19 protein-coding genes are annotated in these 24,943 nt (G+C 63.9%); 4 read left to right on the top strand and 15 right to left on the bottom strand.

The window, feature by feature from the left end; all coding sequences use genetic code 11:
• Positions 1–5: 5 nt before the first annotated feature.
• The 6 genes from AABA84_RS06520 to AABA84_RS06545 form a co-directional block, all read right to left on the bottom strand.
• Entirely contained in the window at positions 6–1,796 is a 1,791-nt protein-coding gene (locus AABA84_RS06520; protein ID WP_338311653.1) for a nickel-dependent hydrogenase large subunit, read from the bottom strand.
• Positions 1,797–1,825: 29 nt separating this feature from the next.
• Positions 1,826–2,917 carry a hydrogenase small subunit gene (locus AABA84_RS06525; protein ID WP_338311654.1) on the bottom strand — a complete coding sequence of 364 codons (1,092 nt, stop codon included), beginning with the start codon at positions 2,915–2,917 and terminating at the stop codon, positions 1,826–1,828.
• Positions 2,918–3,114: 197 nt separating this feature from the next.
• Positions 3,115–4,554: a nickel-dependent hydrogenase large subunit gene (locus AABA84_RS06530; protein ID WP_338311655.1), complete on the bottom strand. Its 1,440-nt coding sequence runs from the start codon at positions 4,552–4,554 to the stop codon at positions 3,115–3,117.
• Positions 4,551–5,567, bottom strand: a complete 1,017-nt coding sequence (locus tag AABA84_RS06535) for a HupU protein (protein WP_338311656.1) — start codon at positions 5,565–5,567, stop codon at positions 4,551–4,553. The genes AABA84_RS06530 and AABA84_RS06535 overlap by 4 nt, the downstream gene beginning before the upstream one ends.
• A gap of 67 nt (positions 5,568–5,634) precedes the next feature.
• On the bottom strand, positions 5,635–6,951 hold the full coding sequence (locus AABA84_RS06540) for a DUF3422 domain-containing protein (protein WP_338311657.1): 1,317 nt from the start codon (positions 6,949–6,951) through the stop codon (positions 5,635–5,637).
• Between the two features lie 120 nt (positions 6,952–7,071).
• Complete coding sequence (locus AABA84_RS06545; RefSeq protein WP_338311658.1) at positions 7,072–9,165, bottom strand: methyl-accepting chemotaxis protein; 2,094 nt, start codon at positions 9,163–9,165, stop codon at positions 7,072–7,074.
• 370 nt (positions 9,166–9,535) lie between these two features.
• On the opposite strand from AABA84_RS06545, the gene cybH reads away from it, so the two are divergent.
• Positions 9,536–10,258 carry a Ni/Fe-hydrogenase, b-type cytochrome subunit gene (cybH, locus tag AABA84_RS06550; protein ID WP_338311659.1) on the top strand — a complete coding sequence of 241 codons (723 nt, stop codon included), beginning with the start codon at positions 9,536–9,538 and terminating at the stop codon, positions 10,256–10,258.
• A 2-nt stretch (positions 10,259–10,260) separates the two neighbouring features.
• Here the strand turns inward: cybH and AABA84_RS06555 are convergent, their stop codons facing one another.
• The 7 genes from AABA84_RS06555 to AABA84_RS06585 form a co-directional block, all read right to left on the bottom strand.
• Positions 10,261–12,573, bottom strand: coding sequence for a TonB-dependent receptor (locus AABA84_RS06555; RefSeq protein WP_338311660.1), 2,313 nt, complete (start codon positions 12,571–12,573; stop codon positions 10,261–10,263).
• Entirely contained in the window at positions 12,554–13,633 is a 1,080-nt protein-coding gene (locus tag AABA84_RS06560; RefSeq protein WP_212248643.1) for a HoxN/HupN/NixA family nickel/cobalt transporter, read from the bottom strand. Before AABA84_RS06560 ends, AABA84_RS06555 begins: the two co-directional genes overlap by 20 nt.
• Before the next feature lie 283 nt (positions 13,634–13,916).
• A complete protein-coding gene (locus AABA84_RS06565) occupies positions 13,917–15,932 on the bottom strand; it encodes a TonB-dependent receptor (protein WP_338311661.1) in 2,016 nt (671 codons plus the stop codon).
• 693 nt (positions 15,933–16,625) lie between these two features.
• Positions 16,626–17,096: a hypothetical protein gene (locus AABA84_RS06570; RefSeq protein ID WP_338311662.1), complete on the bottom strand. Its 471-nt coding sequence runs from the start codon at positions 17,094–17,096 to the stop codon at positions 16,626–16,628.
• Positions 17,080–17,991, bottom strand: coding sequence for a DUF2950 domain-containing protein (locus AABA84_RS06575; protein WP_338311663.1), 912 nt, complete (start codon positions 17,989–17,991; stop codon positions 17,080–17,082). Before AABA84_RS06575 ends, AABA84_RS06570 begins: the two co-directional genes overlap by 17 nt.
• Positions 17,988–19,661: a DUF3300 domain-containing protein gene (locus AABA84_RS06580; RefSeq protein ID WP_338311664.1), complete on the bottom strand. Its 1,674-nt coding sequence runs from the start codon at positions 19,659–19,661 to the stop codon at positions 17,988–17,990. The genes AABA84_RS06575 and AABA84_RS06580 overlap by 4 nt, the downstream gene beginning before the upstream one ends.
• Before the next feature lie 192 nt (positions 19,662–19,853).
• Complete coding sequence (locus tag AABA84_RS06585; RefSeq protein ID WP_338311665.1) at positions 19,854–21,239, bottom strand: HAMP domain-containing sensor histidine kinase; 1,386 nt, start codon at positions 21,237–21,239, stop codon at positions 19,854–19,856.
• 63 nt (positions 21,240–21,302) lie between these two features.
• Between AABA84_RS06585 and AABA84_RS06590 the strand changes: the two genes are divergently transcribed.
• Complete coding sequence (locus AABA84_RS06590) at positions 21,303–21,659, top strand: hypothetical protein (protein WP_338311666.1); 357 nt, start codon at positions 21,303–21,305, stop codon at positions 21,657–21,659.
• Between the two features lie 178 nt (positions 21,660–21,837).
• Here AABA84_RS06590 and AABA84_RS06595 read toward each other — a convergent pair whose 3' ends face one another.
• A complete protein-coding gene (locus tag AABA84_RS06595) occupies positions 21,838–23,070 on the bottom strand; it encodes an HlyD family secretion protein (RefSeq protein WP_338311667.1) in 1,233 nt (410 codons plus the stop codon).
• Positions 23,063–23,476 (bottom strand): hypothetical protein, encoded by a 414-nt coding sequence (locus AABA84_RS06600; RefSeq protein WP_338311750.1) that lies wholly within the window; start codon positions 23,474–23,476, stop codon positions 23,063–23,065. Before AABA84_RS06600 ends, AABA84_RS06595 begins: the two co-directional genes overlap by 8 nt.
• Positions 23,477–23,642: 166 nt before the next feature.
• Between AABA84_RS06600 and AABA84_RS06605 the strand changes: the two genes are divergently transcribed.
• Both AABA84_RS06605 and ppk2 read left to right on the top strand, forming a co-directional pair.
• Positions 23,643–24,095 carry a hypothetical protein gene (locus tag AABA84_RS06605; RefSeq protein WP_212248636.1) on the top strand — a complete coding sequence of 151 codons (453 nt, stop codon included), beginning with the start codon at positions 23,643–23,645 and terminating at the stop codon, positions 24,093–24,095.
• 40 nt (positions 24,096–24,135) lie between these two features.
• Positions 24,136–24,936, top strand: coding sequence for a polyphosphate kinase 2 (ppk2, locus tag AABA84_RS06610; protein WP_212248635.1), 801 nt, complete (start codon positions 24,136–24,138; stop codon positions 24,934–24,936).
• The last annotated feature ends 7 nt before the right edge of the window (positions 24,937–24,943 follow it).

Below are 24,943 nucleotides of genomic sequence, written 5' to 3' on the forward strand. Positions count from 1 at the left end.
GCCTCCTACCTGACCTTGACCTTGGCGAGCTCCTGGCCATCCGGACTCATGACGTGAGTCGAACAGGCCAGGCACGGATCGAAGGAATGGATCGTGCGCAGGATCTCCAGGGGCTGCTCGGGATTGACCATCGGCGTGTTCATCAGCGACGCCTCGAAGGCGCCGATGTTGCCCTTGGGATCCCTAGGCGAGCCGTTCCAGGTGGTCGGCACCACGCACTGGTAATTGTCGATCTTGGTGTCCTTGATCTTGATCCAGTGCGCGAGCGCGCCCCGCGGCGCTTCGGTGAAGCCGACACCCTTGGCTTCCTTCGGCCAGCTCTCCGGCTTCCATTTGTCGACATTGGCGGTCGAAGAGTCGCCGGCCTTGATGTTGGCGACGAGCTTGTCCTGGAAATAGCGCATCTGGCGTCCGGCCCAGACCGACTCCAGTGCGCGTGCCGCGGTGCGGCCGAGCGTCGAGAACAGCGCCGACGTCGGCAGGTTCAGATCCTTCAGGAACTTGTCGACGGGATCCTTGAACTCGGACTTGTTCTGCGCGTAGCCGACCACCCAGCGCGCCAGCGGGCCGACCTCCATCGCATGCCCCTTCCAGCGCGGCGCCTTGATCCACGAATATTTGCCGCCCTCGTCGAGCTGCTCGATCGCGGTCTTGGTGCCCTTCGCATTGGGTCCCAGCACGTAGTTCGGCTCGGTGACGCCGTCCCAGGGATGAAGACCCTTGGTCTCGTCGGGGTATTTGTACCAGGAGTGCACCACGAATTCCTGGATCTCGTCGGGATTGGTGTGATCGACTGGAAACACCTCGGAGAGGTTGCCGTTGATGATGGCGCCCTGCGGCAGCTTCAGGCTCTTGGCGGAATAGTCGTTGGCATGCTCGGGCACATCGCCATAGGCGAGCACGCTCTGTCCCGACAGACCGCCGCCATAGAGCCAGTCCTTGTAGAACGAGCCGATCGCCGCCACGTCGGGCAGATAGACCATTTCGTTGAACTCGATCAGCCGGTCGATGATCGAGGAGATCAGGTTCAACCGCTCCATGTTGATGGCGCCGACCGCGCCGGTGCCGTCGACATTGATCGGACAGGGCACGCCGCCGACCAGCCAGTTCGGATGCGGGTTCTTGCCGCCGAAGATGGTGTGGATCTTGACGATCTCCTTCTGGAAATCGAGCGCCTCCAGATAATGCGCCACCGCCATCAGATTGGCCTCGGGCGGCAGCTTATAGGCCTTGCTGCCCCAATAGCCGTTCTTGAACGGTCCCAATTGCCCGGATTCGACGAACTTCTTCAGCCGGGTCTGCAGGTCCTTGAAGTAGCCCGGCGACGACAGCGGCCAGCTCGAGATCGACTGCGCCAGCGTCGAAGTCGCGCGCGGATCGGCCGAGAGCGCGGAGACGACATCGACCCAGTCCAGCGCATGAAGGTGATAGAAATGAACGACGTGGTCATGCACCTGCAAGGCAAGTTGCATCAGATTGCGGATCGAGTTGGCGTTCTCCGGAATGGTGATGCCGAGCGCGTTCTCGACCGCACGCACCGACGTCAGCGCGTGCGTTCCGGTGCAGACGCCGCAGATCCGCTCGGTGAACGCCCAGGCGTCGCGCGGGTCGCGGTTCTTCAGGATCACCTCGATCCCGCGCCACATCGTGCCGGTCGAGACCGCGTTGCGGATGACGTTGTCGGCGTCGACATTGACCTCGACCCGCATGTGACCTTCGATGCGAGTCACGGGATCGACGACGATGCGCTTGCCGGAATTGTCGAGATTGAAGCCGTTGGGAGTCTGGATGCCCATGGTTGCCCTACCCTAGTGTGTCTTTTTGCTCAGCTGTTGTGGTCGACGTCTTCGCGCTTCGTCGCGAGCCGTTTCACCGCCGTCACCGCCGCATGTGCGGCCACCGCGGCACCGACCGCGCCGGCTGCCACCATGCCGACTTGATCGGCATTCTTCTCGATGCCGAACTGCTTGATGGTGGTGAGACGGTCGTAGAACGAGCCCTTGTCCCAGAAGCCGTCCTCCGAGCAGCCGATGCAGCCATGACCGGACTGGATCGGGAACGAGACGCCGCCGTTCCAGCGCACGGTCGAGCAGGCGTTGTAGGTGGTCGGGCCCTTGCAGCCCATTTTGTAGAGGCAGTAGCCTTTTCGCGCGGCTTCGTCGTCCCATTCCTCGACGAACTGGCCGGCGTCGAAATGCGGCCGCCGGTAGCACTTGTCGTGGATGCGCTGCGAGTAGAACATCTTTGGCCGGCCCTGGCGGTCGAGCTCGGGCAATTTGCCGAAGGTGGTGATGAAGGTGACGACGCCCGTCATCACCTCGGCGATCGGGGGGCATCCCGGCACCTTGATGATGGGCTTGTTGGTGATGACCTTGTCGATCGGGGTTGCCTGCGTCGGATTGGGCTTGGCCGCCTGCACGCAGCCCCAGGACGCGCAGGCGCCCCAGGCGATGATCGCCATGGCATCCTCGGCCATCATCTTCAGCTTCTCGACGAACGGCTTGCCGCCGTCGATGCAGAACATGCCGCCCTCGTTCAGCGGCGGATTGCCTTCCACCGCGAGGATGTACTGGCCTTTGTGCTTGGCGCGGGTCTCGTCGAGAATGGCTTCCGCCTGGTGGCCCGCCGCCGCCATGATGGTATCGTCGTAGTCGAGCGAGATCATCGAGAGCACCGCATCCTTCACCAGCGGATGCGCTGACCGGATGAAGCTCTCCGAGCAGCAGGTGCATTCGAGGCCGTGCATCCAGATGACGGGCACGCGCGGCTTGGTTTCGAGCGCATTCGCGATGCGGCCCGCCGCCAGCGGCCCGAGCCCGAGGCTCGTCGCCGTCAGGCTGCAGAATTTGTGGAAGCTCCGACGCGTGATGCCTTGCCGCCTGATCACGCTGTAAAACGTTTCCGTCGCCGTGCCCATGAATCCTCCCGCGTTCGGCTTTGACTTTTCGATGACGTCAAAGACAGCAAGAAGCAGGCCAACAGCCCAAAGCGATTCAAATGTAGAGAGATTCCAAAACGTTACGAATTTGAATCGCTCTCATGGATCGCGGATGAGGACCCGAAAAGCAGAGGAGCGGAAACAACTCGATTTGCAGTCGGCAAGGAAGTTTCCGGCTAGTGCGCGGTGCACACCATGCAGGGATCGAACGAGCGCACGATGTGCTGGATCGCAACCGCGCGCGCGCCGGCATCGCCGACGTTGGTGCCGACCAGCGCCTGCTCCAGCGGTCCTCCGACGTCGAAGGAATCGCGCGGCGAAAAATTCCACGTCGTCGGTGCGATGATCTGGTAGCGCTCGATCCTGCCGTCCCGTACCGCCATCCAGTGCCCAAGACTGCCGCGCGCGGCCTCGACCAACCCCACATAGCTACCGTCAGGAATGTCGCGCGAATTGTTGCAGAACGGCTCCGACAGGCGAAGCGCGCGCGTCCACTGATCCATGGCGAGCGCGATGCGCGCGGTCTCGATCAGCCGCGCGATCACGCGGTTGCGCACATTGGTCCCGCTGATCGACACCAGATCCGCAATCAGCGCCTGCCCCGCCACGGTCTGGCGCGCGATGGCGCCGACCTCGATCGGCTGACCGGAGAGCCGCGGCGCCTTGCACCAGCTATAGGCGGCCGGCTTGTCGGGATCCGGGATCGTGCTGCTGTGGGCGGGATCCACGGAGGAATCCCGCATCCAGGCGTGCGAGACATCCTCCGTGATTTGCGTCAGTGGCAGCGGCTCGATCGCGGCGCGCGGGCCGAACAGACCGCGCGGAAACAGCTCGCCCTCGATGCCATGATAGGCACCGTAGCTCATCATCAGACCCGTCCCCTTGCCGAGTTCGCTCAGCGCGAGGCTGTCCGCCAGCCGCAGGAAATGGGCAAAGTCACCGCCGCGGCCGTCACGCCAGCGATCGAGCTCGTCCGCGGTGGCGATCGCCAGCACATTCTCCAGCGAATCCGCGAAGACGACACGCTCGAGGAAGCTTCGGAACGCCGTCGTGATCGACAGCAGCCGGACACGCTCGCCGAGATCGATCGCGCGCGTCGTGCCGCCGGGCTGGAACGCGAGGCTGTGCGGCCATTTTCCCGCGATGATGCCCATGGTCTCGAGCAGCCGCGCCCGCGCCGGCAAAGCATCGCGCGCCGCACTGCCGCGGGTCGCGGCAAAGCGCTCGCGCGTCGCCGCGTGCCAGTCATGCGCGGCATAGGCCTCACGGGCAAAATCCGGCATGAAGAAGATGTAGAAATGGGTGAGATGGTCGGCCGCATTCTCCGCGGCATGCGCGATGTTGGTGGCGAGCAGTCCATTGGGCGCAGCCTCGATCGCCATGGCGTCGCGCAGGGCGGCCGCTGCTGCCACCGATTGCGAGACCGAGCAGATGCCGCAGATCCGCGGCGCCAGCGCCAGCGCGTCGAGTGGCGGGCGCCCCTCCAGGATCTGCTCGAACCCACGGTAGAGCGGCGCCGTCACCTCGGCGCGCATGACGCGCCCGCTCTCGACGTCGAGTCGGACTTCGAGATCGCCCTCGACGCGGTTGAACGGGCCGATCGTGATCCGCGTCATGGCTTGGTCTTGGTCGTCGTCCGGCCCGGCGGCACGACGACGTGATCGGCAGTTGCGTTCAGCCGCACGCGCCGGGGCGTTGCGGACTTCGACAAGGCCGCGAGCGCGACGAACCAGGCTTTTGGCATGTCGGTCGGCAAGCCAACCGGAATGCCGGCGAGCTTGGCGGTTTCCAGGAAGTTCTGCGCGCCCTCGAACCCCGGCGACGTGCAGGCGATGCAGGCATAACCGCCCTTGGTGCAGGAGCCGCCGCCGTTCCAGGAGCGCTGGTTGCAGTCGCCCACCGCCTGCGTCGCTTTGCAGCCGAGATGCTCCATCAGGCAGCCGCGCTCCGACATGGTCTCGGCACTGGCCTTGAACTCGTAGAACTCGTTGCGCGAGCAGCCGTGATGGGCAAGGTGATTGGCGACGAACTTCGGCCGCCCATATCCGTCGAGATCGCTCGCTGCGATATCGTTGCCGGTCAGTGCCAGGATGGTTTCCATCATCCAGCCCGGATGCGGCGCACAGCCGGCGACGTTGATGACGGGAAGACCGAGCCGCGAGCGGAAAGCCGCGCCCAGTGCGCCGCCACTGTCGGGCCCTTCGAACTGCAAGCCCACCGCATCGGTCGGGTTCGATCCGGCGGCCGGCACGCCACCATAGGCCGCGCAGCTTCCGACCGCGATCACATAGCCGGCGTGCGGCGCAAGGTCGAGCATCCAGCGATAGACGGAACGGTTGGTGCCCGCGAGCATGTTGAAGCGGCCGGTGTCGTTTGGTCCGCGGGCGACGGAACCTTCGAGCAGGAGAAGGTCGAGCCGCACCTTGCCGTCGAGCACCGATTGCAGGATCCCGACCGCCTCCTCGCCGGTCTCCTCGCTGACGGACGGATGCCACAGCAGGTTGACGCCGAACTGCCGTAGCTCGTCGAACCAGCCGGAGGCCCCGCTTTCGAGGATCGACATCGTACAACCGCCGCAGCTGGCGCCCTGCAGCCAGAGCACGTTTGTGATTCCGTCGGATCGGCTCATCCCATGTCTCCCGGTCGCCCCAGCTTCAACCGCTCATCGACGAAGCGCAAGAGGCTCGTTTGCGCCCTCAGTCGTGAGCGCCCGACCTTTCGTCGTGCTTCAAGTGCCGCCTGCGGATATTGCGGGTGACGATCCAGACCACGGCCACGGCGACCGGCACGAAGATCGCGGTTGCCAGCGAAGGCTCGACATGCAGACCGCCGTCATGGGCGCCCTTGGCGAGGTAGCCGAACAGGCTGACGACGTAGTAGCCAATGGCCGCCACCGACAAGCCTTCGACCGTGCTCTGGAGCCTCAACTGCAACCGGGTGCGCTCATCCATCGAGCGCAGCAGATCGCGATTCTGCTCCTCGAGCTCGACATCGACGCGTGTGCGCAACAGATCGGCCGCGCGCGCGAGCTTGATCGACAGATCGGCCTGCCGGTCCTCCATCGTCGCGCAGGTGCGCATCGCAGGTGCCATGCGGCGAGCGAGGAAGGAGGACCAGGTCGGATAGCCGGCGATCTCGCCGCCCTCGATCACGGCGAGGCGGGCCTGCACGATCTCGTAATAGGCGCGGCTGGCGCCGAAGCGGAACAGGCTGCCGGCCGCTCCCCTTTCCAGCGAAGCCGCCAAGGCCGTCAGCTCCGTCAAGAGATGATTGTTGAGCTTGAGGTCCTCGGCGCCCTGCATCTCCTCGAGCACCTCGACGAGCCGCCGGCCGATATGATCGACGGAGGGCGCAAGCTCGAGCGCGGCGGGCAAGCCGAGCAGTGCCAGCGTGCGATAGGTCTCGATTTCAAGGACCCGCTGCACGAGAGCGCCGAGCCGGCCCGGCGAGAGGCCGTCGTTGCAAACGAGGATGCGGACGAAGCCCTGATCATCGCTGCGAAAGTCGGATGCAACGACGGCAGGACCGCTGCGGACCGCGGCGATGGCGAGACTGCCTCTCTCGAACAGCTGCTGCGCACGCTCCAGCGCCGTCGAGGTCTGCTCGACCTCGAGCTTGACCGCGACCAGCAATTGGCCAGACTGCGACAGCGAGCGGATCAGCGCTGCGGACTGATCGCCGATCTCGCCGAACCGGCGAGCGGGTGTCCCAGAGCTCAGGATCCAGGTGAAGGTGCTGAATTCCGAGTGTTGCTCCCAGCGAAGCTGGGTGGTGTCGATCGTCACCTGGTGATGTTTGGTTCCGGCGTCCGGCGGCGCCTGCCCGTGCGACATACAGAATGCCACGAACTTCTGCCGGTCCGCCGCCGCGACTTCGCCCTGGCTGAGAAAAGCAAAGCGGAGCACGGTGACCGGCGCAATCAACCGGGTGAACGGGCGGGCGTGCACCTCGCCCAGCACCGCACCACGCTGCGGATGCAGCTCAAAGCCGGCGAGATCGAGGTCACGGTTCATCGGTGGTCCCTTGGTAGCGCTCTCAGACCGCGGCGTGCCACGGACCTTGCCGTTCACTACCACACCACACCCATGCCCACACAATCACCCGTTGGCAGTATCTCCACCCCTCCCGCCGTGTCATGCCGCCGCCACGTTGGCCATGAAGCTGTCGAGCTCGACACGCAGGCGCTGGCTCGCCTCGGTCAGGCCGCGGGCCGACTGCAGAACGGCCGAGGCCGCCGCGCCCGTCTCGGTCGCCTCGCGATTGACCTGTTCGAGATTGGTGGAGACTTGGCCGGTGCCCAAGGCCGCGTGCTGGGCGCCGCGCGCGATCTCTTGCGTGGTCGCAGTCTGCTGATCGACGGCGGATGCGATCGAGCCGGAGATCGACGAGATCTCGCCGATCGTACGGGCGATCGTCTTGATCGCCGCGACTGACTCACCCGTCGCCTGCTGCATGCCCTGGATATGCGCGCCGATTTCCTCCGTGGCGCGCGCCGTCTGGCCCGCGAGGGATTTCACCTCGGAGGCCACCACCGCAAACCCGCGCCCAGCGTCCCCGGCTCGCGCAGCTTCGATTGTGGCATTCAGGGCCAGCAGATTGGTCTGCTCCGCCACCGCCGTGATCAGCTTTACGACGTCGCCAATTCGGTGCGAGGCCTCACTAAGCACGGCGATGCGGGCGTCGGTGTCCCGCGCCTGCTGCACCGCGCTCTCCGAGATGCCGTTGGAGTTGCGCACCTGCGCCCGGATCTCGTTGATCGAGAGTGACAGCTCCTCGGCCGCCCCAGCGACCGAGCGGATGCTGCTGGCCGATTCCCGGGACGCACCGACCACCGCGGTCGTCAGATCGCCGGTTGCCTCGGCGTTGCGCGACAGTGTCGAAGCGGCGACTTCCAGTTGCCGCGCCGAACTCGATATGTCCTTGACGATGTCGCCCACGGCGCGCTCGAACGTACCGGCAAATCGCGTCAGCTCCGAACGGCGAAGCTCCGCGGCGGACCTGTTGCGCTCCTCGATCTCGGCCGCCTCCCGCTCGGTGCGCTCGATTGCCTGCCGCTTGAACATCTCGACGGCCCCGGCCATCCTGCCAACCTCGTCGCGGCGACCGAGACCCGGCAGCACGATCTCGTGCCGGCCTCGGGCGAGTTCCGTCATTGCGCTGCACATCGCGATCACGGGACGCGCGATGCCACGCCCGATCGCGAAGGAAAGCACGAGGCCGATGGCGATCGACGCCAGTGCCAGCCCTACCACGGTCGACTGGCCGCTGGTTATCTGCTCCGACGTCTTCTTCTCGGCCTCGGCCTGCTCGGCCAGCGCCACGCGCTTCAGCGAGGTCGACGCGCCCGACAGGCTGTGGCGCAGCTTCCACATTCCTTCGACGAGACGATCGATCTCCTGAGCGGATGCCGCGGCGCGCACAACGCTCACGCCGTAGACGGCGAGATGGTCGGCAAGCGTCTTCTCACCGAGAGCGTCCATCGAGCGCAATGCACCGCGATCGACCAGACGCTTCATCGCGTCCAGCCGTTGTACTGCGCCCTGCACCAGCGCGGCATCGTGGCGATTCAGCTCGGCCATGACCAGCAGATCGACCGCTTCGAAGCGATCGAGGACGCCGTCCATCGCTTCGTTGGCGCGCGACAACTTTGCATCCGCCAGGGCGGATTTGATCGCACGCGCCTGCTCCTGCAGCATCGCACCGGATCGGCCTATCTCCGACCGCAGGGCCAGAACCCTGTTGAAAGCATCGGTGTAGGCGCGATAGGCTTCGAACAGCTCCTTGATCGACCGCTGCCAGCTCAAGGTCGAGGCCTCGGTCTTGGCCGCAGTGATGGTCTGTTCGAGCCTTCGCCGCGCCTCTTCGGCGGCAGCTTCCGCCTCCCGCGTGCCGGCCATGGCGAAATAGCGCGCGTTGCTCTGATAGGCAGACAGGGAGCTGTCGATCTCGCGCGCATAGTCGGATTCCGACATGCTGACCCGGTAGACGCCGAAGCCGTCGAGGATCTTCTCATAGCCGAGCCAGGCGCCGGCCAGGGTGATGGCCGACAACAGCAGAACGACCGCAAATCCGATCATGATCTTCGCCCGGATCGACACATTGGCGAAGACCGGCTCGCTCTTGGGAAGACTCATGGCGGCAGCATTCATTCGTCCGTTGCCGTGAAACAGGCCCGACGTCGATTGCCCATCCCGGCCGAACGCGCGCGCGACAAAACTCGATTTCATTTCGCAATACCCGCTCTCTGGAAGTTCGAAATGACGCGACGATGCGGCCGCACCCCTAATCATCGGTAAATCGAAACCTGCTGCCGCGCAGCGAAGGGAGCCTCCAAGTCAGTGACGTCGATCGCTGCGCCGCGCACCATTCGGCCGAACGCGGCATTTGCGCTGAAGAAAATCCAAGCAGTTTCAAGCAAGCCCTGGAAGGCACATTTCCATCGCGAGACGAAACTTGTTTCCAACTCATCTCATCACGTGCGGGGAGATATTTTTTTCGCTGCGGACATTTTGCAGACGACCGCTCGCGATATTGTCTCATGGGGTAAGCTGATTCGTTTGTTCCTGCGTCGGATCGCTTTTGGGGCAGGAGCAATCGATGACAGAGATGGAGATACCGGGCACGCTCGACGCGGTCGGAGCAACGGGGACCAATCGCCAATCGATCTATGTATACGAAGCACCGGTGCGCATCTGGCATTGGCTGAATGCGGCGCTTGTCACCCTGCTCGTGGTCACCGGCTATCTGATCGCCTCACCGCTTCCGTCGATGCCGGGCGAGGCCAGCAACTGGTACACGATGGGCTATATCCGCTTCGTCCATTTCGCATCGGGGCAGGCACTTGCCGTCGGCTTCCTCTTTCGCGTCTACTGGGCCTTTGTCGGCAATGCCTACGCGCGACAGCTGTTCGCGCTGCCGTTCTACAACCGGATATGGCGCTGGGGTCTTCTGTACGAGCTGCGCTGGTACCTCTTCCTGGTGCGCTACCCGAAGAAATATGTCGGGCACAATCCCCTCGCCAATACCGCGATGTTCCTGTTCGTCATCGCGATGCTGGCGATGATGGCGACCGGATTTGCGCTTTATGCCGAGGGCGCTGGCATCGACAGCCTCTGGTACCGGCTATTCGGCTGGGTTTTCGCGATCTTTCCGAACAGCCAGGACGTCCACACCGTGCATCATCTCGGCATGTGGTTCATCGTGGTGTTCGTCATCCTGCACATCTACGCGGCGCTGCGCGAAGAATTCATGTCGCGCCAGAGCATGCTATCCGCCATCATCACCGGCGAGCGCACCTTCCGCGACTCGCGGCCTGACTGAACCTAGAACGTCCCGGCGATCGTGAGTCGGAACGTCAACGGCTCCACGGGGTGCAGCACGTAGTCCATCACGCCGTTCTGACAGACTGAAGCTGGCGCGGTGCCTGACCTGCAGAGGTTGTAGAGCGTGTCGGTCTTGAGCAGCGAGCCATAGGCATAGCTGATCTGGTTGGCTCTCGTGTTGAGGAGGTTGAGCACGTCAAGCTGAAGCCGCCAACCATTGTCGATGCGATAGCCGAGGCGGCCGTTGAAAATGCTGGTCGCAGAGGAGCGGAACGCGTTGTCCTCCGTCAATGGGCTCGACGCCAGATAGCGCCAGCGCAAAGTCCCGAACCAGCCGGTCTTCTCGCCCAGCGTGACGCCTGCCGATGCCACCATCGCCGGCGCGTTCGGAATGTAGTTGCCGGGGGCGGTGCCGATCTGCGCTTCGGGATAGCCGGCGAGCGAGGCATGGACTTCCGCCTGCTCGCTGTCATAGCCGCGGAATCGCGCATGGGTCATTGCGAGATCGGCGTCGATGTCGATCCAGGATCTGGGCCGGTAGTGGTTGGTCCATTCAAAGCCGTAGCGGCGGCTGGCGCGGGTGGCCGACGTGTCGCCGGCATCGCCGGAGAACAGGATTTCGGAATCCTGATCCAGGACGAAGAGGCTGAGCGAGGTGTCCAGGCCGGGAACGATCCTGCTGCGCATGCCGACCTCTGCCCCCTTGGTGCGCACCAGGAGCGGCGATGGCGTCAGCCTCGTGGCGGGATCGCTGGGGTCTTCCGTCGTGGTCGCGCCGCGCGCATCGTTGGAGTGCATGCCGTAGCCGGCGCCGAAGAAGAACTCGGTCTGGTTGAACGGACCGAGCACCATCCTGAATTTCGGGCTGCCGAGCGCGGCGTCGGTGCGGCCGGAATTGTTGACATTGAACCGCGAGGTGACATCGGCCGCATAATAGTCGCCACGCCATCCCACCGTCGTCTTGAGCCAATCGGTCCATCGCACGGTGTTTTCGGCATAGACGCCGACGCTGCCCTCGCCGACCTTGTCGCTGCGGATATTGGCAAGGAAGCCGCGCTGGAAGGTGTTGGTGAGCGCGAGATCGATCGCATCATAGCGCGATTGCAAACCAAAGGTGGTCTGCATCGGCAGGCCGGCGAACGAGCCGTTCAGCGCGCGCGAAACGTTGGCGCCGGCCATCAGGCGATCGTCGTGCTGGTGAAACTGGTCGCCGAGCACGGGATCGCTGAGGAAGTAGGTGAAGTTGTTGAAGAGGTCGAGCTGACTCTTCACCACATAGGCGTTGGCTTTCCACGCGCCGAGATCGTCGGTCTGCGCGATGCGGCCAGAGAGCGCGAAGCGGTTGGTCTTGCCGCCGTCGCTTGGATCTTCAGAGCCGAACCGGTCGAGCAGGCCACCGGTGATCGCGCGCTGCGGGACCTGGTCCGTCGAATTCCATCTGTTGGCGTAAGCCATGCCGGTGATGGACACGCCGTCGGTCGCGGTGCCCTGGCTGTAGCGCACGAGACCGTTGAGCTTCCTCACATTGTCCGGATTGTCCCACGGACCGTTGTAGGTCCCGACCTCGCCGGCCACGAGCAAGGAGCCGTCACCGACCTTCGCGGAGTCGATGCCGAGCAGACGGCGATGGCCGAAGCTGCCGGCGCTCACCTGCGCTAGTCCCCTGGTGCGGTCGATCAGACCGATATGGACGCTTCCGGCCGAGGCGAAATCGCCCTCGTCGGCGAAGTACGGCCCCTTGCGCACATCCACTGCGGCGATGGTTTCCGGGATCAGCCAGTTGAGATCGGCATAGCCCTGGCCGTGCGCGTGGGTGCGCATGTTGACGGGGACGCCGTCGACGGTGATCGCAAGGTCGGTCCCATGGTCGAGATTATAGCCGCGCAGGAAATACTGGTTGGCTTTGCCCTCGCCGGAATGCTGCGTCACGATGAGACCCGGCACGGCTTCGAGCGCTTCGCCCGGCCGCGTGAAAGGGCGTGCATTGATCTCCTCGCCCGAGACGGTGATCTCACTGGCCAGGCTGGGCTGACTCTTCGCACCTGATGCGACTCCGCGCGCATCCGCCCCTTGCGCTGCCGCTGGATACACGAAGATGCGGTGATCCGCCGGGGACGGCTTGCCGGCCCGGCGCGATGCGGCCGGCTTCTTGCGCGCAGATGTCTCGCCGCCTCCGACCTGGATTGGCGGCAGCTCGCGTGAGGCGATCTCGCTCTGCGCGAAAGCGCAGCCGTCATCCGCAAGCAGCACCAGGGCGCAGAGTGCCGTCAGCGCGCCGCTGCCACGACTGGGCTCACGCCGCTTCGGTCGCATCGGCGCATGCCAGAGCTTTCGTCGCTGCTCGATGCCGGCCGTTCGCAAAGATGCGGCGATAGAGCACGACCGAGACCAGCCAGGCGACCGCGAACAGCGCGATAACGGCGAAGCCGGCATTGGCGAGCGACTCGTTGAGGCCGTCGACCAGCGTCCACACTCCTCCGGACAGGTCGAGCCGGTCGGCGATCAGCCCGAGCGCCTCGATACCGCCGATGAACAGCGCGACCGCCACGGAAGCGCCGGTGATCGTGAGGTTGTACCAGAGCTTTCGCAAGGGATCGACGAAGGCCCATCGATAGGCACTCACCATCAGCGCGGAATCGGCGGTGTCGACCAGCGCCATGCCGGACGCGAACAGTGCAGGGAAAACCAGCACGTCGGCAACGGACGCGCCGCTCGCGGCTTCGGTTGCGGAGATGCTGAGCAGGCCGATCTCGGTCGCCGTGTCGAAGCCGAGCCCGAACAGGAAGCCGAGCGGATACATGTGCCAGGGTTTCGTAACCAGGCGGAACAGCGGTCCGAGCAGCCGCGCGAGGACGCCGCGATTGGCGAGCAGCCTCTCGAGGCCCTCGGCGTCGTGAACACCCTGCTCCCGCGCCGCGCGAAACGTCCGCCACAGGCCGGCGAAGATGACGAGATTGATGGCCGCGATCACGAGCAGGAACAGCGCCGACACCGACGTGCCGATGAGGCCGCCGATCTCCTTGAGCAGGCTGTCGCCGCCGAGGCTCACCACGCCGAGCGCAAGCAATATGGTCGCGACCACGACGACGGTGGAATGGCCGAGCGCAAAATAGAGCCCGACGCTGCGCGGCGCGCCGCCCGCCTGCATCAGCTTGCGCACGACGTTGTCGATGGCGGCGATGTGGTCGGCGTCGACGGCGTGGCGCAGGCCGAACACCCAGGCCAGCAGCGCCGTCGCCAGCACCGTCGGCCGGTCGCCGAACAGCGCGAAGGCCCAGGCCCATGCGGCGATGTTGGCGGCGATCAGCCCCCCGAACAGCACCACCGTTCCGGACTCGACCGCCCGCAAAGTCAGCCTCACCGCCTGCTCCATCTACTCGATCCCGCAGTATGACGTTTATCAAGAACCCTCATACTGGCAAGAGCAAGAGCCGCGCCACTTTCGGCCTGGCAGCCGAAAGGCACGCAGAACGGAATTTACCTCATTGATTTAATGAAGGAATTTTTACGTGCGCCATCATCGGGCCGGAGCGAGCTGCGGCGCCCCTGTTGGCAAGCAACTATCCACTTTGACGACCAGGTTGACCGGCCCGCACACGACGGTCACGCGCATGCTGCCGCCGGCTCCTCAACTGCCCCAAGTGCAAGAGCGTCGACTACATGTCCACGGTCATCGACAGGAGATATGTGCGTGGCGCTCCCAGGAAGAACGTTCCGAACGAAGCCACGCTGGACCAGTAACTCTCACCGGTCACATTCTGGATGTTTGCGCGGAAAACCGTCTTCTTGCCATTGATCGCCGTGGTGTAGCGGGCGCCGAGATCGAGCCGCGTCCAATCCGGGATCGGCTGCTTGTTCGCGGAGTCGACGAACTGCCTGCCCGTGTAGATCACGGCTCCATTCAAAGTAAGGTCCCTCATCCACGGGAGGTCCCACTCCATGCCAATATTGGCCTGTATGTTCGGAACGCCGATCGGGGTGTTGCCGACATTGGCCGCGACGGCGGTCTTCGTCAGGGTGCCGTCCAGCAGCGAGATGCCTCCGAGGACACGAACATCCGGCAGGAGTTCGCCGTAGACGTTGAACTCGAGCCCGCGGACTCGCTGTTCGGCGGTCGCCGCGAAGCGCCCGGCGGACGACTCGCCGCTCGCCTTCGATATCTCGAACGCGCTGAAGGTGGTTGCGATCCGGCCGAGCTCCACCTTGATGCCGGCCTCGTACTGCTTGGCGACGTAAGGCTGTAGCACCTCACCGAAATTGGACGCACCCTGCGGCGCGATGTCGCCCCGCGCGAGACCTTCGACATAGTTCGCGTACAGGGAGACGTTGTCCTGGGGACGGACGACGAGGCCGACCACCGGGGTGACTGCGCTCCTGTCATAGGACGACGTCGGCGTTCCGACATTGGAGAGATAATTGTTCGCCTCGATACCTTGGCGCCGGACACCCAAGGTCAACAGGATACGCTCGTCGAGCACGGACAAGGTGTCGGCGATCGAAAGCCCCGTAAGCTCGCTGTCCGAGAGCCGAGGGCGGTCGCTGATCTCGTTCGCAAACTGGGTTGGCGCGACGGTCGGACTGTAGATGTTCGAGGTGACCAGACTGCCATTGGTCAGCCGCCGGTGCAGCGCGTCGTGATAGACCGAGGCCTGGAAGGCGACGGCATGGTGGACGAAGCCGGTATCGAAGCGGGCGCGGACACCGCCATCATATGTAGTTCGATCGATGCTGAGGCCGAAGTACTGGGGCGTTGAGGTCGTATTGCCGCTCGTGTTGACGATGGTCGGAAGACCGAAGAACCGCTCGACGTTGGTCCTGGAGCCACCGACATCCGCGAACAGCGTGACCTGATCGCTGACATCGTATTCGGTCCGCAGCAAGGCCGATTGGTCTGTGATACGCGACCATTCCCAGGGCTGTGTCACGTTCAGCCGGCCGTCCGGCGCCTTCGGCACTTGCAGGCCGGGGGCCATCAGAAAGGGACGTGAGGGAGCGTCGAACCGATCGGTTTGGGCGATGAGATAGAGCCAAGACCTGAACCGTTCGCCTTGATAGTCGAGCGCCAGCGATCCGACACCTGTCGTTTCGGACTGGCGGTCGATGGGCGTATTGCCGTCGCGGAGACTCCCGCTGGCGCGTACGCCCCATTGCTTGCCATCGCCGTAGCGCCTCGCAACATCCCAGTGACCGCCGAAACGTGCGGTCGAGCCGTAGCTCGCGGTCAAGCGGGTCAGATCCTCTTCCGCGCGCTTGGGCACGACATTGATGACACCGCCGACGCCGCCATTGGGCGCCATGCCCGAGAGCGCGGCCGAGGGACCCTTGAGCACTTCGATGCGCTCGACGTAGTCCGTGAAGATCCGATATGTCGGCGCGATTCCGTAAAGGCCCTCGAAGGCGAATTCACCGTTATTGCCTTCGTTGATCGGGAAGCCGCGTATGTTGAAGGAATCGACGATACCGCCCGTCGGGTGAGAGCTTCGCACGGAAGGGTCGAGGATCAAGGCATCCGCACCCGTTGCCGCCTGCTGATCCCGGACGAACTTGTCGGTGTAGCTCGTTGCGCTGAACGGTGACTTCATGGTGCTGGTATTGCCGAGCAGCCCGAGCCGCGCGCCCTGAGCGACCTGGCCACCGGCAAATGGCGGGGCGACAGCCGGTTGCGATTGCACCGCGAGCGCTGGAGCTTGCGGTGCGCGTCGCGCGGTCGATCGGATGCGAGCATCATTTCGCCTGGTTGGCGCACGGCGGGCCGACTGTTTCGCCGGCGCTTCGACGGTCACCGGTGGAAGAGAGTTTCCGCCTTGCGATGTCTGGGATCGTACAGGCAGTTCGAACCACGTGAGCAATGTCACTCCACCCAGCAGCGCCGCCGCAAACCGCGCCACCGTCCCAACCCCACCCGCACGCCGCATTCCCAGCAAGTCCTTATCAATAGCGCGCAGCCCGCCGCGAAGCGGCTCCGCGTTTGGCCAGCAACGACCATGGACCGAAGAGCAGCTCGTCGTATCCGAGGTCGGCCGGCATGCATGGCCCGTCAATCAGTTGCTCTGCAGACGCGCACGCGCGTTCACTGCCTTCATCTTGGCAGCAACATTCGAATGCCAGCGATCTGCATCGCCTCTTTAAAAAGAGGCCATCGTGACGGCAACGCAAATGCGTACGCCGCGGCTTAGAATGCCTCGATCATCGCCAACTGGGAGGAGAATGTCTGGAACGATTCAAATGCGCTTTGGATGATTCCAAATCGGTGCGGTCAAAATGCCGCAGGAAGATTCGCCGAGTGTGCGCTCGTCGGGAACGCGTCGGCGTCATCATTTCGTTGCTGTGGCCTTTATTGCGACGACATCCGTCGCTGACGTGCTCTATCTCAGCGCGATCATGATCTGGCTGATGTTGGCCGCAAGCTCCAGACCCGCTTTCGGCCCCTGCATCACGATCGTCACCCCCTTCTCGTTGCGCAGGTGGACGCCGCTGATGCCTCCAACCAAAGCGAAGCCACCGCCGACGGAGCTGTAGGTGCCGGCGAAGTCGCCGACCTCCCGGATACCCGAGGCCCAGCCGTCGAGCCGGCCGATCGCCGCACCGGCGGTGATGCCGAAGCTCATGCCCGTGATCTTGAAGGGATACTTATTGCCCCGATAGGTCAGCACGCCGCTTCCAACACCCCCGCCGACAAGGAGACCCGCCTTGACGATCCTGGCGCGCACGTGACCGGCGGCTTGCGCGAAGGACGGCGTAGCCGGCACTGCGAAGCTCAGCGCCAGCACCATTATCGCAATCAGACGACATACGCGCAGCCGCGATGCCATGATCCATTCAAGGCTTTGCGGCATCGACTTTCTTCCAAGTCTGGTCGGGATCGAACAATGTCGTGCGCGGCGCGATGAAATCTGTTCTCGCCCCCAGATCCTTCTCGTAAACGGTGCCGGCATGGTTCACCACGAAGGTCATCACACCGGAATTGCCATACTCGGCAGGCCAGGCGATCAGCGCGAAGCCGCCGATCATCTTGCCCTTGACGACATAGTTGAGCGCGCCGCCGGGCGCGTCGGAACCCTGCCCCTTCAGGATGCGGAAGTAATAGCCGTGATACGGCGCAAGCCTTTCGCCCGGTTTGTAGCCCTCGGCTGAAGCCTCCGCGACCAAGGGACCGAGCGGACTCGGGTCGCTGTCGTCGCGCCAGAACAGGCCGTCCTTCTTGCCCGACGTCGAGAGGAAGCGCTGTGCGTAGATGCCGGCGCCTTCGCCGCGATCCTTGTCGGCATATTCGTTCTGCGCGTCGACATAGGCGAGCGCGGTCTGGATCGCATCGAGCTCGTTACGGCCGATGCGGCGGCGCAGAACTTCGATCCGTCCCTCGTCGGTGTCGAACTCCCAGCCTGCCTTGGTGTTGACGAGGGGAATCGGGAACGGGAAATCGTCAGGCCCGAGCACCAGCGTCGCCTTCTTGTTGCCCTCCGCCTTGACCGCGTGCTTGGCGTCGTACATCGAGACGAAGCGGGCGCGGATATCGGCGTCGGCGACTTCATCGCCCGATGAGACGATGTCATCACCCGCCCTTCCGAGCACCTTCAGAACTTCACGAGGACCGCTCTTGGCCGCCGCTGCGAGTGCCGAGGCGGCGTCCTCCGGCGTCGGATAGGACTGCTGGGCTCGGGCCGTGGTGACGAGAGCCAGCGCCACCATGCCCGGCAGAGCGGCGCGACGAAGCAACTTCAAGCCGGTCATGGCAAGTACTCCGCAGGGATCTTTGCGCCATTGGCGAGCCAGTCACTGTAGGATCGGAATCTCAACCCGAGCTTGTCGTAGGAGACCCGCAGATAGCCGTCGCTGCCGCGCGTGACAGCATCGGGCGCCACCCGTTCGACCTCCTGCGCCATCACGCCGACATAGCTCTTGTCGCTGCCGATATAGCTGAAGCGGTAGTAGCCGAGACCGCTTGCGAGATAGCCGAGCAGGACGACATCGTGCTTCAGTGCGATGTCGGAACGCCGGCCACCGCCGCCACCTCCGCGGCCGCCACCTCCAAAGCCACCTCCGCCGCCGCGCATCGCCATTCCGCCACCTCCGCCGCGGCCAGCCATGCTTGGTCCACCGCCACCACCGCGCGGCATGCTCGCCATGCTGGATCGTCCGCGCGCGGATGCTGCGGCTGCCGACCGGCCGGAGGAGACGTTCATCGCGCCGCCGCGATTGGTCGCACCGCCGCTGGGGCGGTTAGCGGCCTTTGCACGATCGCCGCCGCCCTTGGCACGGTCGCCTCCGCCCTTGGCACGATCGCCTCCGCCCTTGGCGCGATCCCCGGCACCAGCACGATCACCACCGCCGGGCCGATCGCCGCGATTGCCGGCACGGTCACCGGCACGATCGCCGGCTCGATCACCTGCTCGATCTCCTGCACGATCGCCCGCGCGATCGCCTGTACGGTCTCCTGCGCCCTGATTGGGACGCAGCACCTGGTTGCCGTCACGACCTCGGAAATCCATCCGGTCCGACACCCCCGCCTTCAGGTTGTTGTTGCCGAAGCGCTGCTGAACATTGCTGTTGTTGTAGCGCACACCCTGACGATGCGCCGGATTGTGCTGCCAGCCGTTACCGATGTTGGTGGTGCGATGATTGACGTAGACGTTGCGGTTGCCCCAATTGCAGCCGCCGCCCCAATAATTGCCCCAGCGCCCGATCGCCCAGGCGGTGCCGAAGGCGATGCCGGCCGCGACCACGCCGGCACCGACATAGGACGGGTAGCCCCAATAATACGGCGGATACTCTGCATAGGGCCAGCTGCCATAGACCGTCGCCGGATCGTAATATGGCACGTACATCGCCGCGGGGTCGGCCTGCTGGATCACGACGACCTGCTTGCCTTCCTGAGACTGGACACTGACCTTCTGCTGCTTGGTCGTGACCAGCTTCTTGTTGTCATAGGCCTTGTTGCGCAGGCGCTGGATCGCATCCATCACATCGGGCTGCTGGGCGAGAAAGGCATCACCCAGCTTCTTGGTCCATTCCAGCTGGTCGCTCATCATGGTCAACACATCGGCGGTGGAGGCCAGCGCCTTGACGCTGTCGTCCCAAGCCTGCTTCTCGACCTCGGTCTTCAGCGCATCGCCCTTCAGGGTCTTGCGCTCCTTCAGCCAGCGGTCGGCCTGCACCACCTCCAACGGATAGGTTGAGGCGGCGAGCACATTGGCAAGGAGCTCGTCCGGATAGAGCGCGATCGGCGCCACCAAGGCCTCAAGCTGCTCCGGCTTCAGAAGCTCGGCCGTCAGCGCAGGCGGAGCAGCCGGCTGCGCTTGCGGAGACGGGGCCACGGGCGTCGTGTTGGTTTGCGCCGTTGCGGCGAACGATGTCGCCATGACGAACGCAAGCGCCATCAGGGTCTTGCCGCAGCGAAACATTGCATCCTCCCTTGCACTTCCAGTGTGGGACGATCGGGCCGGGACGCAGCCGTTTGTTGATCGAGATCAACGAAACCAGGCCCTCGTGGCTGCTGCAGCGCGAGAGCATACTGTCATTCGATCAACTCGGCATCCATCAGGAGCCGCCCCGGTATCCTCAATCCAGGGGCATTGGCGGTCCTGCATCGCCTGTCAGCGGACGACCGGGAGACGGATCGTGAAGAGCGCGCCGCCCGCAGGCTGCGTCGCCGCGCCGATCGTGCCGTGATGGGCCTCGACGATGGTTTTGGCGATCGCGAGCCCCATGCCCATGCCCTGCGGCTTGGTCGTGAAGAACGGATCGAACACGTTCGCGAGGTCGGAGGCGGCAATCCCGGGACCAGTATCGGAGACCCGGATCTCCGCTTCGTTGCCGACGCGCTGGGTCGAGACGCTGACCTGGCGTTTTCCGGGATCTGCCTCGAAGATCGCATCCATCCCGTTGATGATCAGGTTGAGAACAACCTGCTGAAGCTGGATCGGATCGCCTCTGACATGCAGGTCGGCCAGGGCAGGCGTGTAGATCAATGTAATCCGGCGTCCATCGGCGACGGCCCGCGCAAGGCCGATCGCTTCGCGGACCATATCATTGAGCTCGATGTCCCTGACCTCGAACGGTGTCTTTTTCAAAATGCTGCGCAGCCTGCGGATGACTTCGCTCGCCCGCTGATCATCACGCCTGATGTCGGCGAGGATCTGCCGGATCTCGTCGATGTCGGGCGAAGCGGCCTTGAGCATGAGCTCCGCGGTCTCGGCGTTGGTCAGGATGGAGCCGAGCGGCTGGTTCAATTCATGAGCAATAGACGTGGTCAATTCGCCCACGGCCGAATAGCGGTTGGCGTGAGCGAGCTCGGCCAGACGCTGGCGGGACTCGACTTCGGCGATCTGGCGCCGGCGGCGCTCGTGCAGCATCCCACTGATCAGGCCGGCCTGCACGAGAATCACGGACGCAATCAGCAGCATCTGCCAACGATAGCGCTCCCAGACGCTCTGCTCGCGAAACACGATTTCGCTGCCGGGAGGCAAACGACTCTCGCTGATGCCCCAACGCTGCAACTGGCGCCAATCATATCTCGGCGCGGCGAAGCCGATCGGCTCGTAGCTGATGCTCGCTGGTCTCGCGCCGCCGAGAATGCTAATCGCCGCACTGACGGTCCTGGAACTCGTTTCCTCGATCATGTGCATCGGCCCGCCGACGGTACCGTCACCGAAAAACGGCTCCTGGTAGGAGAAGATCGGGGCGTTCGCGGCTGCGTACAGGCTGCGCAAGGCGATGTCGCTTTCGTGGACGACCCCAGCTGCGTCGACCGACATCAGCCCCCAGAACAGCGCGGTGTGCGGCGGCAGATTTGAGGCGCGCTTCAGGATTTCCTCGAATGACAAGTCCGAGCACCAGACCAGCTCGACCTGCTCGCCCAAGGGTTTCAGTTCCCGTTTCACCTCCTCGACCCAGAACCTCTCGAGCGGCGAGGCACCGATCACGACCACAATCGACTTTGTGTCAGGCAAGATCTGCAGGATGTTGCGGAACGCGGCCATGAAATCGTTGCGGATCGCCACGACGACGTCGTTGTCGCTGAGATCGGCGCGATTGATCAGCCGATGCTCGACCGCGGAGAAAATCAATGGCACATCAGGGAACAGTCTTCCGCGGTATCTCTGCGCAAACCGGGCCGCAGGCGCGCCGATGCTCAATACGATGTCGGGCATCGCTCCCTGGTACAGCGATTGCAGATATTCGACGAAAGGCGCCTCGGGACCGGGATTGTTGAAGCGCGCGGTGAGCAGCGCGTGCTCCTGGATATCGAGTGGCCAGGGCGATTGCCGCTCGAGCTTGGCCTTGATGTCGCGCGCATACTCGCTCCACGGCCGAAAATCACGGCCGAAAGAATGCAATACCAGGACGCGCTTCAGTTCGCCCCGGAGACTTCGTTCGACTGCACCAACTCGCCCGGCTGACAGGCAGACGGCGACCAGCAGCGCGAGACAGAACAGCGCCGCCGCAGCCCCAGACCTGACCTTGGAGATGGACGTGCGCCCGCTCATGCTCCATCCTTGAAGCTTCCAGCAACTGCTGTCCCGGCAATTCTAGCTGGAATTGCACCGCTGCGACAGGCCCGGGGGGCGCCGTCACAGCTCAATGCCCGCTCAGCACCAGGGTCTGGATCGGCAGCAGCAGAGCCTGGATGCGGAGCAGCAGCGCGTGCACCAGACCGACGCCGTCGACCACATGCAGTGCAATCTTCCGGCTGGTCGGCGTCCCCTTGGCCGAGATCTCCTCGTGGCTGCTGGTGTAGGCATTGACGATGCAGCTACTGCCCGGTGTCACGCCATCGAGGCCACCTTTGTAAAGCGGCTCCAGAAACACCAGGATAGTGCCGGGGCGGACGGCGTTCTGCGGATCGACCAATTGCTCTCCGGATCGGAATTGTCCGGCCGCGATGTAGTCCTGTACTGTCGTGATCACCATGGGGATGATCACCCATGGCCTGGAGATGCAGGTCGCTTCCGCCACCATGCCCTCCTTCATCACCTGTGCCTCGATCTGACCGAACCCGGCCTGGAGCACCTTGCGGCCGGCCCCCTCCGGAATGAGAACGCCGGCGGGCCGCATGAGTTGATTGACGACGTCGCCGGGACGGATCAGGAATTGCTCGACGCGCCCATCGACGCCGGCGCGGACAAAGGTCTTGTCGACATCCACCTGGGCCTGGTCGAGCGCGGCCTCCGCGCTGGCCTTCTGCGCCGGCAGCAGGATGGAGATCTGCATCGATACGGATTGCTTCGCGGCGGTCGCGGCATCGATCCCGGACTGACGTTGATCGACCAAGACCTGGAGCTTGTCGATATCACGCTGCGGAACGATGCCGGGATTGCGCCGCTGCAGCTCGGTCTTGACCTCGAGCTCGTCCTTGGCCTGCTGATAATTCGCCCTTGCTTCCCCGATTTGCGCCTCGGCCTTGACCACGTCGGCCTGCGCCGTCTGCATGGCGGCGTCGACCTCCGCGACCTTCCGCCTGGCGGTTTCGAGCGCGGCCTGCTGCTTCGAGGCGTCGAGCGTGAACAGCACGTCCCCCTTCTTCACCGGCGCGCTGAAGCCGACCTTGACCTCGGCAACGCGGCCCGAGCCTTCCGGCAGGATCGGCACGGTGCGAAAATAGAGCGTCGCCGATGACGTCGCCGGATGGAAGTAGAAGATCATGGTGATCAGCGACACCGTCAGCATCAGGCAGCCGGTGATGCCCCAGCGCAGCTCGTACCAGATCGAGAAGAAGGTGATCTCCTTGCCGAAACGCTTGCCCTGAGCGTAGCGGCGATAGAGATAGTCCGGCAGGATCGTCAGCAGCGAGCAGAACATCAGCTCAAACATGGCTGTGCTCCTTTACGGGTTCCGGCTTGTCCGTCGCAGGTGTCGCGGCCTCCAGCCGGAATTCCTCGCTATCGACGGCGGGAGTTGCCTCCGCAATCTTCTCGACGGACCCGGCAATGCTCCGCAGCGGCGTGCCGAAGTCGGGAAGGTCGATCATCGCGAGCAGCAAGCCTGCAATCCAGAAGATGTGCATGTGCGTGAACAGCGAAATCAGGCCGAGCACGGCGACGAATTCAAATTGCAACTTTTGCGATTTGTGCGCCATCCGCTCGGGCAGGCTGTGGAGTTTCCAATAGAGCGTGCCGACCCAGAGCACGATGCCGATCAGGAACAGCCCCATCACCACCATCAGCGTATCGGTCCCGCTCCCGGGGGCCAGATAGAACGGCAGATGATGCGGAGCCATCGGATGAAGCTGGTCGCTCAAGCGTCTCTCCCGTTAAGCGCAAGTTCGCTTGCGTCACTGTGTTCAGGCAGCTTCGCGGATTGCTTGACTTGAATCAAGGGAATGTACTCGGCCGGATCTAGCGTTTCCTGGATGCTGATTGGATAACCATCAGGAGCCGCCTGCCATGTCCGGCCTCGACGATCTCATCCCCAACGCCGCTCAGATTCGCAAGGAAGCCGCTCTCAAGGAGGCCGAGAAGGCCGAGGAGTACGTCCGCCTCGCCGCCGCCGCCGACGCCGAGAAGCGCGCGCTGATCGAGCGGCTCAGCAAACCTTCCGGCAAGAGCGAAGAGGAGAAGATCAAACTCGCCTCGACCATCATCCAGCGTGCGGTGCGAAACGGCCTGACGGAGGTGCTGGTCTATCGCTTCCCCAACTCGCTCTGCACCGACAAGGGGCGCGCCATCAATCAGATGGAAAAGGGCTGGGAGACCACGCTGACCGGCATCCCCAAGGAGATCTTCCAGCTCTGGACCGATTATCTGAAACCGCGCGGCTATCGCATCGCCTACCAGATCATCGATTTCCCCGGCGGTGTGCCGGGCGATATCGGCGTGACCATCTCCTGGGACGATTAGTTCTGGGGCGATCGACAAGCTCAGCAGCGAGAGGACCGGCATGGCCAAGGATGTGCCCGCGGAGCGAATGAAGCGGAAGGATTATGAGAAGGAGCTGGAGAAGCTCCAGGTCGAGCTCTGTCACCTCCAGGACTACGTGCGGGAGAACAAGCTCCGGGTCATCGTGCTGTTCGAAGGCCGGGATGCAGCCGGCAAGGGCGGCACGATCAAGGCGATTACCGAGAAGGTCAGCCCGCGCGTGTTTCGTGTGGTCGCCCTGCCCGCGCCGTCAGATCGCGAGAAGACGCAAATGTTCTTCCAGCGCTACATGGAGAAATTTCCGGCCGGCGGCGAGATCGTGATCTTCGACCGGAGCTGGTACAACCGCGCGGGTGTCGAATATGTCATGGGCTTCTGCACTCCCGCCGAGCACGAGCGCTTCCTCTCGCTGTGTCCGCAGATGGAGAAATACGTCATCGACGGCGGCATCATCCTGATCAAGATCTGGCTCGAGGTCGGGATGGACGAGCAGGAGCGCCGCTTCAATGCCCGCATTGACGATCCCGTCCGGCAATGGAAGCTCAGTCCGATGGATCTGGAATCCTATCGGCGGTGGTACGACTATTCGCGGGCGCGCGACCTGATGCTGAAGAAGACGAGCACGAAGGACGCACCCTGGTATATCATCCGCTCCGACGACAAGCGGAAGGCGCGGCTGAACTGCATCGCTCACCTTCTGGGCGGCATCCCCTACAAGCGCATCAAGAAGGACAAGATCAAGCTGCCGAAGCGTTCCGACAAGGGACGCTACAATGACCAGACCAGCCTGAAAGGGATGAATTTCGTCGCCGAGCGGTATTGAGAGGCGA

This window comes from Bradyrhizobium sp. TM239 (genome assembly GCF_036247985.1).
GTDB classification, from domain to species: Bacteria; Pseudomonadota; Alphaproteobacteria; order Rhizobiales; family Xanthobacteraceae; genus Bradyrhizobium; species Bradyrhizobium ottawaense.